This is a genomic window from Gracilibacillus salinarum (assembly GCF_022919575.1).
Classification (GTDB): Bacteria; Bacillota; Bacilli; order Bacillales; family Amphibacillaceae; genus Gracilibacillus; species Gracilibacillus salinarum.
The window spans coordinates 825,562-840,338 of record NZ_CP095071.1 but is presented as its reverse complement, the minus strand read 5'-3'; the positions used below and the strand labels follow the sequence as shown (position 1 = coordinate 840,338).

Below are 14,777 nucleotides of genomic sequence, written 5' to 3'. Positions count from 1 at the left end.
CAACTTTTGTAAGAGATAGCATGTTGATCGTATGCATATATAATAGCTATTGAAAAATGCCTAGAACCACTGCTTTTTGTTGTTCCATACGTTGTAGCACTTCCCTAAAGCGTAGGAAATAGGCGGAGACTCCCGTGGGATCAGCGCGAGCTGAAGATCCACTTCATTTGTGCCTGTGTCTTCAAGTATCGCTTCGAAGTGGGCTTCCTCGGCACAAGGCAGCACAGATGCTGTTCAAGTAGTAGCCTAGCTGAAGCCGTGCCCCACAGGACGCGGATCCTATTTCCGGAGCTTTGCTAAGCAGATAAAATATATCAAAATGATCATTCTGCAATACAGCCTTTGTTTACATAATCCATATTATTGGAAGTTGTTTATTAATTAAGTCAATTAGGACTGTAGGTTTATGCCCGGTTTTTCTTATCAGTGAAGAAAGTATATAAGTACAGTCATAGAAGTAATTATGCTGAACAAGTTGGTTCTTATAAAATGAAGTATGTCAATCAGCTAAGAGGTCATTTTCACATGTTTTTAAGCGTATGCCACGACATGAATCCTTTCAAAATGAATACTAAGCTCCGCGGCTACTGAAAATATAACTGCAATCCATTGATAATGCCTCTGCTGACAGATTCTAAATAAGCCCTTGACTGCACTTTCTTTTCTTCTTCCTCATTAGAAACAAACCCTAACTCAAGCAATACGGATGGTCGATGGTTAATTCGTAATACTTGCAAATCTCTTTGTTGGAAACCACGATCATCCATCCCTGATGCTGAAACCATATTCTGGTGAACATAATTGGCTAGTTTTCTGTCACGTTCTGAATAATAATACGTGTCGATTCCCGTTACTTCAGGTAATTCTGGTGTACTGTTGTAATGGATACTGAGAAAGACATCCGCTTCTTTTAAATTGGCAAAGGTAGTCCTGCTTGATAGTGGAACATACCTGTCCTGATCCCTTGTTAAATACACTTTCGCGCCATATTGCTCTAACAATTCTTGGAGAATGTGAGCGGTTCGTAAGGTATAGTGACTCTCATAAGCGCCAGATACACCAATCGCTCCTACATCTCTACCTCCATGACCTGGATCCAGAACAATAATTTTTCCTGATAATCCTTTGCCGCTGTATGTGCTGGCAACCGGCATTACGTCCTCCTCATCCTCATTTGATGAAGTCACTGTGTTCTCCTGTTGCGGTTCTTGATCCGTTACTTCCGATTCTTCTTCTGCCTGTTCTGATGAAGCAGTTATTTCATTCATGTAGTCCTGGTGAATCCAACCTTGTTGATCACCAAGATCAATCTGCACCCAATCACCCTCTTGTTGCAGGATCGGGTATGTTTCGGGAGCATTTACTTGTGTTATCACTTCATAGTCAGTACCTGGACCGGTTCGAACATTTAAATTTTCACCATCAATTTCGGCATCGTTTGCATAAAGTATGTAAGACATAGAGAAAATAACAATAATACTAAGCATCGTTAGGATTAATAGTTTTTTCAAAGACTTTCCCTCTTTCGATCGGTAGTATTTAGCAATGGGGTATTCGACAATGATGTTATTCTCACTTTATCATACCCTATATCAGTCATAAATGTAAAAAAGGACGGTAAAAATGCGAACAAATGATAATTTTAACAGACATTCTGTAACAGAAAAGCAGTTTCTCCGGAGTATGCAGCAGATGACGGAATGGCAAGTCCGTCATTATCAAACAGAAATCGCCGAGCAATTCCATATTCCGTTACACAAAACACAGAGAATGCCGAAAATTCGAAAATAAACTTGACAAAGTAATTGACTAAAGATTATGATATAATCATTCTTAAACAATAATCGTGAATACAAGATAGCCCAAGAGGGAAAAAGTAACAGAGACTACAGTAGGTTAGAGAGAGAATTCCGAAGGCTGAGAGAATTCTCGCTATATGACTCTTGTGAAAGACATTCCGGAGGCTTTGTACTGAATAAAGTAAGTATAAACGTGTAACAGGCGTTAACTGTTCGAGTGGAAGTATGAAGATGTACTTCAACTAGGGTGGCAACACGGGTAACTCTCGTCCCTTTCTATAGGGATGGGGGTTTTTTTGTATTTATCGTGGACTTATATCGTCCGTCATACTTCCATGCTTAGGATAGTTTGACTAAGCTAATGATTATATAGGCGGTAACATTCTGATAAGTCTTTTTTATTGAATATGTTAGGGGGAATTGCAGTGAAGGCACCGAGAGGAACGCAAGATTTATTACCAGGTGTATCTGAAAAGTGGCAATACGTGGAAGAAAAATTAAAAGAAATCAGCAACAACTATCACTACAAAGAAATTCGCACACCCATTTTTGAGCACACGGAATTATTCCAGCGTGGTGTAGGAGATACAACAGATATTGTGCAAAAGGAAATGTACACCTTTCTCGATAAAGGAGATCGCAGCATAACATTACGTCCAGAGGGAACAGCATCAGTTGTCCGGTCTTTCGTAGAACACAAGCTGTTTGGTTCACCTAACCAGCCGACTAAATTGTTCTATATTGGCCCAATGTTCCGATACGAAAGACCTCAACAAGGTAGAATGAGACAGTTTGTCCAGTTTGGTGTGGAAGCAATAGGGAGTGCGGATCCTGCGATTGATGCAGAAGTTATCTCGCTTGCTATGCATGCTTATCAATCTTTAGGTTTACGCTCATTAAAGCTAGTACTTAATTCATTAGGAGATCAGGAAAGTAGAGAGAATCACCGTCAAGCGTTAGTCGATCACTTTTCACCTGTTAAAGATGAACTCTGTGATGACTGTCAACAACGTCTCGAGAAGAATCCATTACGTGTTTTAGATTGTAAGAAAGATCGTGAGCACCCGAAAATGCATGACGCACCTTCTATTCTTTCTTATTTGAATGAAGAGTCCCGATCTTATTTTGACAAAGTTAAGGCTTATCTGGATACCATGGGGATTGATTATGAGGTTGATCCAAACTTAGTTCGTGGCTTGGACTATTATAATCACACGGCTTTTGAAATTATGAGCAATGCAGAAGGTTTTGGAGCGATTACCACACTATCTGGTGGTGGACGCTATAACGGATTAGTACAGGATTTAGGTGGCCCGGAATCACCTGGGATTGGTTTTGCAATGAGTATTGAGCGTCTGCTAATGGCATTAGAAGCGGAAAAAGTAGCACTTCCAATTGACGAGCGTCTGGATTGCTATGTGGTATCACTAGGTGAGGAAGCAAGCTTAAAAGCAGCAGCTATAGTAAATGACTTGCGTCAAGCAGGGATCCAAGCAGATAAAGATTATCAAGGTAAGAAGTTTAAAGGTCAATTTAAAACAGCGGATCGTTTAGCTGCCAAATATGTACTGGTGTTAGGTGACGAAGAATTAGCTACTGAGCAAATTTCTGTAAAAGATATGGAAACAGGTGACCAGAAATCTGTAGCTTTAGCGAATGTAACCGAACATCTACAGGCTTTATTATAAGGGGGATTATCATGCGTACGTTAGCAGGAACATTAAGAAAAGAACATATTAATCAAGAAGTACTTTTAAAAGGTTGGGTACAGAAACGACGTGACCTTGGAGAAATCATTTTCATTGATCTGCGAGATCGATCTGGTGTTGTCCAAATTGTATTCAATGCAGAGCATGGAAAAGAATTACACGCCATTGCCGATAGTGTTCGCAGTGAATATGTAATTGAAGTGAAAGGGGAAGTCGTTGAGAGAGAATCAGAAACGATTAATCCTAAAATTGATACAGGTGATATTGAAGTCATCGTTAGTGAAATCACGGTTTTAAATGAAGCAAAAACACCGCCATTCTCCTTAACAGATGAATTGGATGTGTCAGAAGATATACGTCTAAAATACCGTTATTTAGATTTACGTCGTGAGGTAATGCAAGAAACGTTTAAGTTACGTCATCAGGCGACTCAATCGATTCGCTCGTTCTTAAATAGTGAATCATTTTTGGAAATGGAAACGCCAATGTTAACAAAAAGTACACCGGAAGGCGCACGTGATTATTTAGTGCCAAGTCGTGTACATGAAGGCTATTTCTATGCTTTACCACAATCACCACAACTATTTAAGCAATTGTTAATGGTTGCGGGATTTGAGAAATATTATCAGTTTGCACGTTGTTTCCGTGATGAAGATTTGCGAGCAGATCGTCAGCCAGAATTTACCCAAATTGATATCGAGACATCTTTTATGTCTATGGAAGATATTTTGACTATGACCGAACGAATGATGAAGAAAGTGATGAAGGATGTAAAAGGTCTGGACATCGAAACACCATTCCAACGTCTTCCTTATGATGAAGCCATGGAACGATTTGGTTCTGATAAACCGGATGTTCGTTTTGAAATGGAATTAGTTAATTTATCTGAAGTTGTTAAGGAATCTGGTTTTAAAGTGTTCCGTCAAGCAGTAGAAGAAGGTGGCAAAGTCAGTGCGATCAACTTAAAGGCGAAAGCAGATCAATATTCTCGTAAAGACCTTGATAATATGACGGACTTCGCAAAAATTTACGGTGCTAAAGGATTAGCATGGTTAAAAGTAGAAGAAGAGTCATTAGTCGGACCTATAGCAAAATTCTTCTCAAGTGAAGAACAAGCACAATTCCGTCGTTTATTAGATGCAAACTCTGGTGATTTGTTATTCTTTGTTGCGGATACAAAGCAAGTCGTGTATGATACGTTAGGTGCATTACGAATTAAATTAGCAAAAGATCATCAGTTGATTGATGAGAGTAAGTTTGAATTTCTATGGGTAACGGACTGGCCATTATTAGAATATGATGAAGAAGCAGGACGTTATCATGCAGCCCACCATCCATTTACAATGCCGTTTGAATCTGATTTTGAGAAATTGGATACAGACCCAGCTGATGTACGTGCACAAGCGTATGACTTAGTATTGAATGGTTATGAATTAGGTGGCGGTTCTCTACGTATTTATCAACGTGAGATGCAAAATCAAATGTTTGAAAAACTGGGCTTCACAAAAGAAGAAGCAGAGGAACAGTTTGGCTTCTTATTGGATGCATTGGAATTTGGTGCACCGCCACATGGAGGAATTGCTTTTGGTTTTGACCGTCTTATCATGTTGCTGGCAGGCCGCACCAATTTACGTGATACAATATTGTTCCCTAAGACTGCATCTGCTTCAGATCCGATGACAGATGCACCAAATGCAGTAGATGTCAAGCAATTAAATGAATTACATTTAAAATTAAAATAAATGTAAAGATCTTGTAAACAAATACGCTTGAATTTGTCGAAATGCTATGCTATGATTTAACTATAATAAAAACAATCCTGATGTGTTCGTCATCTTAATGATGTTTTGACCGAACACCATTAACTACGGGAGCCCGGTGTTCTCATATGGTGTGCATGCCGCTTACTTACTGTTAATTGCGGAAGCATGAAGTATGAGACAGGGCACCCACCTGCCATGAGCGGGATCAAAACTTCTTGCTAAATGACGGCACGATTGGGATTGTCGAATGTAAATGAAAAAGGGGAGATACCTGTAAAGGTGTCTCCCTTTTCTGCATAGGAAAGGTATGGAGCTGCTAAGTTGCACATAAAAATCGAGAAAAATGCTTATAGGAAGATGCTACAACGTTAGAAACAGCTAATAGCAATTGTTCTAAGCACGTAGGAAGATGCAATTTTTATAAAATTAGATTAAAAGAAAAACTGAATTTTTTGTTTTGTATAAACGCTAGCTATCAGTCTATTTTAGTAAACAGTTCTCTTATTTAATTAAGAAAAACCGGGAAAGTCCACCTGTTTAACTAGCAAAATAATATACAACTGCTTAATATAGATTATGTCTAGCTTTAGTGCGGGGCTACCGATTCGTTTAACCACTTCGCGTTCTGCAGGGCAATTATTAGAGCACATGAAATCTATCAAAAATATCACAATGTCTTTACATAATCTGTATTATTAGAAACCACTGTATGAATATACTTTTTTATAGCAATAGAGTATATCCCTTGAAATATAAAAAACCGGTTTTTATGACCGGTTTTCGTTTTATTTTGCTACTTTTTCAAGATTTCCGTTTTTGTCCATTCTGAATTTTGGCACTGGCTGTGAATCTTCTTCATCAAATACTACCATTTTTCTGGCGCGTTCCACAATTTGCATAAACGCTTGGTAATCTTCCTTCATTGTGATAAGCTCTTTCTCTAGCTGGCTGCTTCTTTTTTGTTCCTGCTGCAGTTGCAACATAAGTTGATTATTCTCTTCTGCTACTTTTTGCTGGTTAAGATGAGAAGATTGTGCCATTTTCTGCTCTTTCTTAAGGTACTGTAAGTAGCGAATCACCTGGTCAAGATTTAAACTGTATTCTTCTTGATAGTTTTCTGTTACTGACTGAGGTTGAGGTTCAGGTTCACTGCGGTTTGAAGTCCAATTGAGCAAGGAATAGACTTCTTCCTCAATTGATTTCGGCTTCTCTTCTTTTGGTAAACTTGCAGATGCGGGTCTTGTTGTGGAGAATCCAGTATTTTGACTGGCAAGAGCTCGTTTTCTATCTTTACGTTGTTTCTTCGCAATTTGGACTGCTTGTTCATAGTTTTGACGAACCTCTGCATTCCAGCGAAAGCCACAAGCTGCAGAAGTACGATTCAGTTTATCACCAACTTCATCAAAAGCCTGCAGTTGTGTACCCCCTTCGCGGATATGTCGTAATACTGTTTCTGCTAATAATAAATCATCTTCATGTGACCAGGCATCTTGTCTTACTTTCGCCATTTATGTCCACTCCTTATTCTCTGGCATTTTTTTAATAGATTGATAATCGAACAAAATGTGTTGATTTATCTGCTAGTTTGACCAGAAAATAAGAATATTAAACACTACTTTTTAATTTTTTGGTATATTTGTTGTAGATTTTTCTCAAATTTACCAGTTTCTTTTGGCTGATAATACGTTTTATGCTTGATTTTATCTGGTAAATATTGTTGCTTCACCCATCCACCTTCATAGGCATGAGGATATTTATAGTCCACACCTCTGCCTAGATGTGCAGCACCTTTATAGTGTGCATCCTTCAGATGGTCAGGTATTTCACCGGTATTGCCACTTCGCAAATCATGTAACGCCGCATCAAGTGCAACGTAAGCACTGTTTGATTTAGGAGACAGGCAAAGTTCTACGATTGCAACAGACAGGGGAATTCTTGCTTCGGGAAAACCTACGCGTTCTGCCGTTTCGACTGCCGCTAATGTACGCTGACCAGCTTGAGGATTGGCTAAACCAATATCTTCATAGGCACAAACAAGCATTCTTCTGGCGATGCTTTCTAAATCACCTGCTTCTATCAAACGAGCTAGATAATGGAGAGCAGCATCGACATCACTGCCTCGAATGGACTTCTGAAAGGCGGATAAAACATCGTAATGCGCATCCCCGCCTTTGTCATGAGAGAAGCTCTTTTTTTGCATACAAGCTTCAGCATTGGCGAGATCGATAACAATCGTCTCGCCATTTTTTGGAGTGGAATATGCCGCAAGCTCCAATCCGTTCATGGCTGCACGTAAATCACCGTTACACGCATTGGCGAAATGTTCCAACGCGGCACTTTCAACCGTTAACGCCATTTCTCCTAAACCATTTTCTGTATCAGAAATGGCTCGTTCCAATGCTTCCTTAATATCGTCAGGCTCGAGACGATAGAGCTCAAATATATGAGACCGACTGCGCACCGCGGGATTTATGGAGTGATAAGGGTTTTCTGTAGTACATCCAATTAATGTAATCAGGTTTGACTCTACATGAGGCAATAGGAAGTCTTGTTTTGCCTTATCAAGTCTATGGACCTCGTCCAATATCACAACAAGCTGGCCTGACATTTTGGCTTCTTCTACTGCGATTTGCATGTCTTTTTTCTTATCAATGGCGGCATTTAACAGTTTGTAACGGATTCCTAAGCTATTTGCAATTCCGATCGCCATCGACGTTTTACCAGTACCGGGTGGTCCGTATAGTACCATGGAGTGGATTCGGTTTGCTTCGACCATTCGCCTGATCATTTGTCCCTCTCCAACTAAATGTTGTTGTCCAATAACTTCTTCTATATTTTTTGGCCTCATCCGAAAAGCAAGAGGTTGATTCATCAGCTATCATCCTTTCACCGTTGCAAGCAAGCATCTTGACATTTTTGTTTTGCTTTTTTAATATAGGCAAGTATGTAATGACAAGTAACTTGCTATGATTACTCTTAAATTAGTATATCATTCATGCTATAATAACAACTAATAACAAATGTTGTATATAGATATTTCGAACGGAAAAAATGAGGTGAAACCATGAAAATATCAACAAAAGGCAGATATGGTTTAACAATTATGATTGAATTAGCAAAGAACGCTGGTAATGGGCCAATGTCATTAAAAAGTATTGCGAAGGAAAATAATCTATCAGAACATTATCTGGAGCAATTAGTAGCACCATTACGAAATGCAAGTCTTGTAAAGAGTATTCGCGGAGCATATGGTGGTTATGTATTGGCAAAAGAACCTGCAGAAATAACTGCAGGAGACATAATTCGAATTCTGGAAGGCCCAATTACTCCCGTCGAGGGAATTGAAGATGAAGAACCTGCAAAGCAAGAACTGTGGATCAGAATCCGTGACGCTGTAAAAGATGTGCTTGATACAACTACATTAGAAGACCTGTCCACATATGGTGAAAAAGGTGTACAGGACCCATATATGTTCTATATTTAATGTAAAGGATGAAATGGCTATGAAAGCTATCTATTTAGACCATGCAGCAACAACTCCAGTACATCCGGAAGTAGTCGAAGTGATGACTGCAAGTTTAAAGTCGAATTTTGGAAATCCTTCCAGTGTTCATTCTTATGGAAGAAAAGCGAGGCAGGAATTAGACAAAGCTCGGTCCGTTGCAGCAAAGTCAATCAACGCTTCTGAAAAGGATATTGTTTTTACAAGTGGAGGCACAGAGGCCGATAATATGGCTATAACTGGTGTTGCCATGGCGAATCGTCACAAAGGAAAGCATATTATAACAACTAAAATCGAACACCATGCGACTCTGCATACCGTGGAGAATTTGGAGCGGTTTGGTTTTGAAGCGACTTATTTGGACGTCAATGAACATGGAGTTATTGATCTGGAACAAGTCCGAAGAGCGTTGCGCGAAGATACGATATTAGTATCAATTATGATGGTAAACAATGAAACTGGTGTGATCCAGCCAATTCAAGAAATTGGCGAATTATTAGCATCACACCAGGCATATTTCCATACCGATGCGGTGCAGGCTTATGGTCTCTTACCGATTGATGTAGAAGCATTGCACTTGGATTTATTAAGTGTTTCTTCCCATAAAATCAACGGACCAAAGGGACTTGGTTTCTTATATATTGACCCTGATACCACTATGCAAGCCTTGCAACATGGCGGTGAACAAGAACGTAAACGTAGAGCAGGGACGGAGAATGTAGCAGCAATTACTGGATTTGCTGAAGCAATTCGTTTAGCGCAACACGAGCGAGAAGCTCGTATTCAGCAATATGAGGAATATCAGAATGTATTTTTACAAACATTAAGAGATCACCATGTTTCGCACGCGATAAACGGTGAAAACAGCGACAGGGTACCTAGTATAATGAATATCAGTTTTCCGGGAGCAAATGTGGAAGCATTGTTAACGAATTTTGACTTAAGTGGTGTGGCAGCATCAAGCGGAAGTGCTTGTACAGCTGGATCCGTAGAACCATCACATGTATTAAGTGCCATGTACAGTGAAGAGAATGCATGTACAACTAATTCCATACGTTTTAGTTTTGGACTAGCTAATAATACGGACAATGTAAAAGAGGCAGCGGAAATCGTTGCGAACATTGTAAGAAGATTAACTGATTAAGGTAGTGATATAATGAAAAGCAACGAAGATACACGCGTAATTGTTGGAATGAGTGGGGGAGTGGATTCATCTGTAACTGCCTTACTGCTCAAAGAACAAGGATACGATGTGGTTGGCATATTCATGAAAAACTGGGACGACACCGATGAGTTTGGAGTATGTACTGCAACAGAAGATTTTGATGATGTGGTACGTGTTTGTAACCAGCTTGATATTCCGTACTATGCGGTGAATTTTGAAAAACAATATTGGGATAAAGTCTTTACCTATTTCTTGGACGAATATAAAGCAGGCAGAACACCGAATCCCGATGTCATGTGTAATAAAGAGATTAAATTTAAAGCATTTCTTGACCATGCGCTTTCACTCGGTGCTGATTATGTGGCAACAGGTCACTATGCACAAGTGAGACGTAGCGGTGATCGTGTGGAAATGCTTCGTGGTGTCGATGATAACAAAGATCAGACCTATTTTCTTAATCAGCTGTCAGAAGATGTGTTAAGCAAAGTAATGTTTCCGTTAGGACATCTGCCGAAATCAGAAGTTCGACGCATTGCGAAAGAAAATGATTTAGCAACTGCAAACAAAAAAGACAGTACAGGTATTTGTTTTATAGGGGAACGAAATTTCAAAGAATTTCTCAGCGAATATTTACCTGCACAACCTGGTAAGATCATGACTCTCGATGGCCAAATAAAAGGTGATCATGACGGCTTAATGTATTATACAATCGGACAACGTCAAGGGCTCGGTATTGGCGGACCAGGCGGGCCATGGTTTGTGGTAGGCAAGGATCTTAAAGAAAATGTTCTCTATGTAGGTGCCGAGTATCATAATGATGCCTTGTATTCTGATGCACTAATCGCTACAGATATGAATTGGATTAATCAGACTCCCGCTGAGCCTTTCCATTGTACGGCTAAATTCCGCTACCGCCAAAAAGATACAGGTGTAACGGTTTACCCGAATGATGATGGCAGTGTAAAAGTGGTGTTCGATAATGCAGAACGTGCTATCACCCCCGGACAAGCAGTCGTCTTTTATCAAGACGAAGTTTGTCTCGGTGGCGGAACGATTAACGACGTCATTAAAAATGATCAATATTTAGATTATGTAGGGTAGCTAATTGAGACAGCATAAAAATTGCTGTCTCCTTTTGTTATCAATAAAGATAATTCATGAGGAAAAATCTACAGAATTACATATTGCCCATGAACAGTTAAACTGATGATAATACAGATGAAGAAAACCATCCTTGTGCCAATCTGCTAGCAGGTAGCAAGGGAGGGGATAACTCAAATGTTTACATAATCTATATTTGTTAGTAGTATATAACTTTCTTTAATACGGATTATGTTAGCTGCTTCGTGTTTATATTGTGCTAGTAAATCGCTCCAACCAACAACTCCGCGTTCGCAAGCACGGTTTCAGCTAGGCCGCTACCTGAATTTCTTGCCTGTTGCCTTGTGTCGCGGAAGCTTACTTCGAAGCGATACTTGTAGACACAGGCACAGACAAAGTGGACCTTCAGCCCGTGCTGTTCCTGTAGGAGTCTCCGTGGTTGGCCTGAGCGACATCATACCTCTAACTGCATTTCAAAATGGATGCATCGTTAACATAATCAGTATTATAAGAAGTATGCAGCACTTACGAAAATTACTCGTGCGCAGAACATATTTTAACAGGTTTGTTGCACTTCACTTCATGAGTGAGCTAAAATAACAACAGGAGGTAATCAAATGACTGAAATCGATCAAGGTATTCAATATATGAAAGAAGGAAAATTGGAAGAGGCAGCACAATATTTTACCGATGCCATTGAGCAAGATCCAAAGAACCCGGTACACTATATCAACTTTGGAAATCTGCTTTTACATATGAAAGACTATCAACGTGCAGAGCGCTTTTATCTGAAAGGTACAGAATTAGATCAAGAGGCGGCAACGGCTTATTACGGATTAGGCAACGTCTACTTTGAACAGGATGAATTCGAAAAAGCCAAAAAAAGCTTTCAAAAAGCGATCAATCTTGGATTGGAGGAAGCTGATCCATACTTTATGTTAGGGATGACCTTCTTATATGATGAACAATTCAAATTATCTTTGCCATATTTACAACGGGCCAGTGAATTGAACCCTGATGATGCAGATGTGCAATTTCAATATGGATTGGCATTAGCACAAACTCAACAATTGGATCGTGCAAAAGAAGTATTCAATCAAGTGCTCGAAATACAAGAAGTACACAGTGATGCCCATTATAATTTAGGTGTTATTTCTTTATTCGAAGAAAATATAGACCAGGCAATAGTCCACTTTGATAAGGCTTTAGAAATTCAGCCAGATCATTTGTTAGCAGGAAACGGCAAAAAGCAAATCGAGATCATGCTAGAAGATAACCAATAAGCTAGGAGGCTTTGGAATGGAGAATGAACAGGCAGTAGAAGAAAAAAATTTCATCAAAGGTGAGATGATTCATACGATCTTTGAAAACAAACAAGAGCACTTCTCCATTGCAAAGATTAAGGTTCTCGAAACGAATCAGTCCTTCGATGAGAATGAGATTGTGGTTAAAGGTTATTTTCGACGACTAGACCCAGGAGAAACATATGAATTTTATGGACGAGTGGTTGACCATAAACGGTTTGGTCGTCAATTTCAGGTTGAAAGTTATCAACGCTTTTTACCTCAATCAAAAGAAGGTATTGTGGCATACCTATCTAGTGATCTGTTTCCTGGTGTCGGGAAGAAAACAGCAGAACGAATCGTAGACACGTTAGGCGAGACTGCGTTGTCGATGATTTTGAATGATCAGAAGGTCCTTCGCAAAGTAAAAGGTATACCAGAAGAAAAACAAAAGAAAATTCATCAGATTTTACAAGAAAATCAAGGTTTCGAAGGTATCGTTGTTGAACTTTCAAAATATGGTTTTGGTTTGAAAATGGCGCAAAAAATGTATACTGCTTTTAAAGAGGAAACCTTGGATACATTAAAAACGAATCCTTATCAATTTGTGTTTCAAGTAGAGCACTTTGGGTTTCTTAGAGCGGACCAGATCGCCAGGCAAAATGAAATTTCTAATGATCATCCGACGAGGTTACAAGCAGCTTGTGTTTATATACTGCAGAATAGCGTGCAAGATGGACATGCTTATTTGCCGTTGGATCGCTTATTGTATGAAATGGATCAACTGTTGGATGGCGAAGCGAATGCCATCGATGTTGACAAAATGACTGCCCAGATCGTTGAACTTAATAAAGAAAAAGAAATTATAGTATCTGACCAGCATGCATATATGCCGTCCTTGTATTATTCTGAGACTGGATTTTGTGCACAAGTAAAACGGATTGCAGACAAAAAGCAGGAACGAACTTTTACCGATGCAGAACTGCTGAAAATAGTAGGTTCCATTGAAGAAGAAGAAACTTTAAGCTATGGAAAAGAACAATATCAAGCATTGGAAACGGCATTATCTGAGAAGATTTTTATTCTGACAGGAGGTCCAGGTACAGGTAAGACGACTGTTATAAAAGGTATTATAAATGCGTATGCAGATATTCATGACTTATCGTTGGATAAAGATGATTACAAGGAAGACGAAGATTTTCCATTCGTTCTTACAGCACCGACCGGCAGAGCAGCCAAAAGAATGAAAGAATCAACGGGAATTGATAGTGTGACGATTCACCGATTATTAGGATGGGATGGTCAAGAATCGTTCGAAAAAGATGAAAATAACCAGTTGGCAGGAAAAATAATTGTGATAGATGAATTTTCAATGGTAGATATTTGGCTCGCTTATCAGTTGTTTCGTGCCATTCCTGATGACATGCAAGTTATCATTGTAGGGGATGAGGACCAGTTGCCTTCGGTCGGACCTGGTCAGGTACTTGCTGATTTATTAAAAAGCAGTGTCGTAGCTTCTATCAGTTTAAAAGAAGTTTACCGTCAAAAAGAGGGCTCCAAAATTATTCAACTAGCGCATGAAATAAAAAATAATCAAGTGGAATCAACTACTTTATCGAAGGCAAATGATTTTAACTTTTTTTCCTGTCCAGATTATCAGGTAATTGATATTGTAAAACAAGTGGTCAAAAAAGCGTATGATAAAGGTGTAGACCAACGACAGATACAAGTTCTAGCGCCAATGTACCGTTCAAAAGCTGGAATTCACAGGTTAAATGAGGAATTACAAGCGATTCTGAATCCTCGCCAGCAGGGAAGAAGAGAGATGGCTTTCGGCGATACTGTTTTCCGAAAAGGTGACAAAGTCATCCAGTTGGTGAATCAAGCAGAAGACGGTGTATTCAATGGCGATATTGGTGAAGTTGTTGCCATTTTTGAAAAAGATGAAAATGTGGATCAAGAAGAGCAGGTAGTTGTCAGTTTCGATGAAAAAGAAGTTGCTTATGCGAAGCCGGACTTAATGAATTTAATGCATGCGTACTGTACCTCGATTCATAAGTCACAAGGCAGTGAATTCCAAATTGTTATTATGCCAGTGATTGCAGGATATAATCGGATGCTGCGCAAGAATCTGCTGTACACAGGTATCACCCGAGCAAAACAGTCCTTGGTGATGTGTGGAGATAAGCAAGCATTTCTAAAAGGAGTTCACACGGAAGACACTAATAAGCGCTACACCAACCTTGTACCATTCTTGCATGAACTCTTTCAAGTTAAAGAAGTGAAAAGTGAACAGCAAAAGGAAAAAATGTCTGCAGATGAATGGTTACTTTCAGTAGAAGTCGGACAGGAAGATTTCTCACCTTATGATTTTATGGTATAAAGTGAGACTGCAATCAGTGGGGGTTTTGCCCTCCCACACTGATTGCTAGCGAAATTTATCAGGAAGTTATCG

Annotated in this window: 11 protein-coding genes, 1 other RNA gene and 1 other annotated feature; of the genes, 9 read left to right on the top strand and 3 right to left on the bottom strand. The window is 39.4% G+C overall.

Annotation, left to right across the window (positions count from 1 at the left end; all coding sequences use genetic code 11):
- Positions 1-584: 584 nt before the first annotated feature.
- Positions 585-1,511, bottom strand: coding sequence for an N-acetylmuramoyl-L-alanine amidase (locus tag MUN87_RS04255; protein ID WP_244746439.1), 927 nt, complete (start codon positions 1,509-1,511; stop codon positions 585-587).
- A gap of 112 nt (positions 1,512-1,623) precedes the next feature.
- On the opposite strand from MUN87_RS04255, the gene MUN87_RS04250 reads away from it, so the two are divergent.
- The 4 genes from MUN87_RS04250 to ssrS all read left to right on the top strand — a co-directional run bounded on the left by MUN87_RS04250 (position 1,624) and on the right by ssrS (position 5,516).
- Positions 1,624-1,791 carry a hypothetical protein gene (locus MUN87_RS04250; RefSeq protein WP_244746438.1) on the top strand — a complete coding sequence of 56 codons (168 nt, stop codon included), beginning with the start codon at positions 1,624-1,626 and terminating at the stop codon, positions 1,789-1,791.
- Between the two features lie 64 nt (positions 1,792-1,855).
- Positions 1,856-2,076: a binding site (T-box leader), on the top strand.
- A gap of 142 nt (positions 2,077-2,218) precedes the next feature.
- Positions 2,219-3,487 carry a histidine--tRNA ligase gene (gene hisS, locus MUN87_RS04245; RefSeq protein ID WP_244747874.1) on the top strand — a complete coding sequence of 423 codons (1,269 nt, stop codon included), beginning with the start codon at positions 2,219-2,221 and terminating at the stop codon, positions 3,485-3,487.
- 11 nt (positions 3,488-3,498) lie between these two features.
- The gene (gene aspS, locus MUN87_RS04240; protein WP_244746437.1) at positions 3,499-5,250 is read left to right on the top strand and encodes an aspartate--tRNA ligase; all 1,752 of its coding nucleotides are present in this window, start codon (positions 3,499-3,501) and stop codon (positions 5,248-5,250) included.
- A gap of 71 nt (positions 5,251-5,321) precedes the next feature.
- A non-coding RNA gene (gene ssrS / locus MUN87_RS04235) (6S RNA) lies at positions 5,322-5,516 on the top strand.
- A 540-nt stretch (positions 5,517-6,056) separates the two neighbouring features.
- Here ssrS and MUN87_RS04230 read toward each other — a convergent pair.
- Both MUN87_RS04230 and MUN87_RS04225 read right to left on the bottom strand, forming a co-directional pair.
- Positions 6,057-6,779 carry an RsfA family transcriptional regulator gene (locus tag MUN87_RS04230; protein ID WP_244746436.1) on the bottom strand — a complete coding sequence of 241 codons (723 nt, stop codon included), beginning with the start codon at positions 6,777-6,779 and terminating at the stop codon, positions 6,057-6,059.
- Positions 6,780-6,883: 104 nt separating this feature from the next.
- Positions 6,884-8,146 (bottom strand): replication-associated recombination protein A, encoded by a 1,263-nt coding sequence (locus MUN87_RS04225; RefSeq protein ID WP_244747873.1) that lies wholly within the window; start codon positions 8,144-8,146, stop codon positions 6,884-6,886.
- 189 nt (positions 8,147-8,335) lie between these two features.
- On the opposite strand from MUN87_RS04225, the gene cymR reads away from it, so the two are divergent.
- The 5 genes from cymR to recD2 all read left to right on the top strand — a co-directional run bounded on the left by cymR (position 8,336) and on the right by recD2 (position 14,705).
- A complete protein-coding gene (gene cymR / locus MUN87_RS04220) occupies positions 8,336-8,755 on the top strand; it encodes a cysteine metabolism transcriptional regulator CymR (protein ID WP_244746435.1) in 420 nt (139 codons plus the stop codon).
- Between the two features lie 19 nt (positions 8,756-8,774).
- Positions 8,775-9,917 (top strand): cysteine desulfurase family protein, encoded by a 1,143-nt coding sequence (locus MUN87_RS04215; protein ID WP_244746434.1) that lies wholly within the window; start codon positions 8,775-8,777, stop codon positions 9,915-9,917.
- 12 nt (positions 9,918-9,929) lie between these two features.
- Positions 9,930-11,039, top strand: a complete 1,110-nt coding sequence (gene mnmA / locus MUN87_RS04210; RefSeq protein ID WP_244746433.1) for a tRNA 2-thiouridine(34) synthase MnmA — start codon at positions 9,930-9,932, stop codon at positions 11,037-11,039.
- Between the two features lie 617 nt (positions 11,040-11,656).
- Positions 11,657-12,322: a tetratricopeptide repeat protein gene (locus tag MUN87_RS04205; RefSeq protein WP_244746432.1), complete on the top strand. Its 666-nt coding sequence runs from the start codon at positions 11,657-11,659 to the stop codon at positions 12,320-12,322.
- Between the two features lie 16 nt (positions 12,323-12,338).
- Positions 12,339-14,705, top strand: a complete 2,367-nt coding sequence (gene recD2 / locus MUN87_RS04200; RefSeq protein ID WP_244746431.1) for an SF1B family DNA helicase RecD2 — start codon at positions 12,339-12,341, stop codon at positions 14,703-14,705.
- The last annotated feature ends 72 nt before the right edge of the window (positions 14,706-14,777 follow it).